The sequence below is a fragment of the Brachyspira sp. SAP_772 genome, from assembly GCF_009755885.1.
In the GTDB taxonomy this organism is placed as follows: domain Bacteria; phylum Spirochaetota; class Brachyspiria; order Brachyspirales; family Brachyspiraceae; genus Brachyspira.
This window is the reverse complement of sequence record NZ_VYIX01000108.1, coordinates 1-797: the sequence shown is the minus strand read 5'-3', so window position 1 is coordinate 797 and position 797 is coordinate 1. Positions and strand designations below refer to the sequence as shown.

The following is a 797-nucleotide window of genomic DNA, read 5'->3' as shown; positions in this document are numbered from 1 at the left end:
TTTTTTGAACCCTGCTTTAATCTGGCATATCATATAAATATTTCTCTATAAGTTCATAAACACTATTAAGCATATTGTTCTCATCATACTCTAAAAATCTGTTGCCTATAAGAGAAGATATAATTTCATTCAAAAAATTACTGTCTTTTTCATCAAGAGAAAATTTCTTAACTACATTATCAAAAGAAATTAATTTATCATCAAAAAGTTCTTTAGCAATAAATATTAAAGMTTCCCTTACACCATCACTCAAATCATTAAGCTCTAAAGAAGCCTCTTCAAAGTTCCATATCCCTTTTCTAAATCTAATCTCATCATCAGAATTAAAAAACACACTMGCATTATCATAAAGTTTAATATTTTTCTTAGCCATTTTAACAAACCTACTATTTATTTTTTATAAAAATTATTTTGAAAGCAAAGTTAAATGCACAACATGATTAGTCTGTCCATCTAGRTTTAATAACTCTTCAGATAAAGTYTTATTAAATCCTCCAATGTCGCATGCTAAAATACCGCTTGCAGCAGCAGTAAGCTGTATATTTTGTGCAATCTCTCCAGTCTCTATCAAAGCAAACTGCAAAGCCATATCTCCATATTTTCTAGTGTTTTCATATATACTATACACATAGTAAACAGATAAAGCAGTTTTTCTTAAATCTATTCCCCCGCCGAAAACATTATTATTATAATAATTTTCTAAATCATCATTATTAAATAATTTTATTTTTTCAAGAGAATGAGTAAAAGGCATATATTTGTATATACCCTTTTCAAGATTATTTATATTAAGTGCC

General features: G+C 27.0%; 1 protein-coding gene and 1 pseudogene. Both read right to left on the bottom strand.

From position 1 onward, the window contains the following. Positions 1-19 precede the first annotated feature (19 nt). Positions 20-373: pseudogene (locus tag GQX97_RS12890) on the bottom strand (streptolysin associated protein SagC); the annotation flags it as partial. Between the two features lie 33 nt (positions 374-406). Continuing rightward, a partial coding sequence (locus tag GQX97_RS12885; RefSeq protein WP_157152266.1) for a SagB/ThcOx family dehydrogenase occupies positions 407-797 on the bottom strand: 391 nt, incomplete at its 5' end.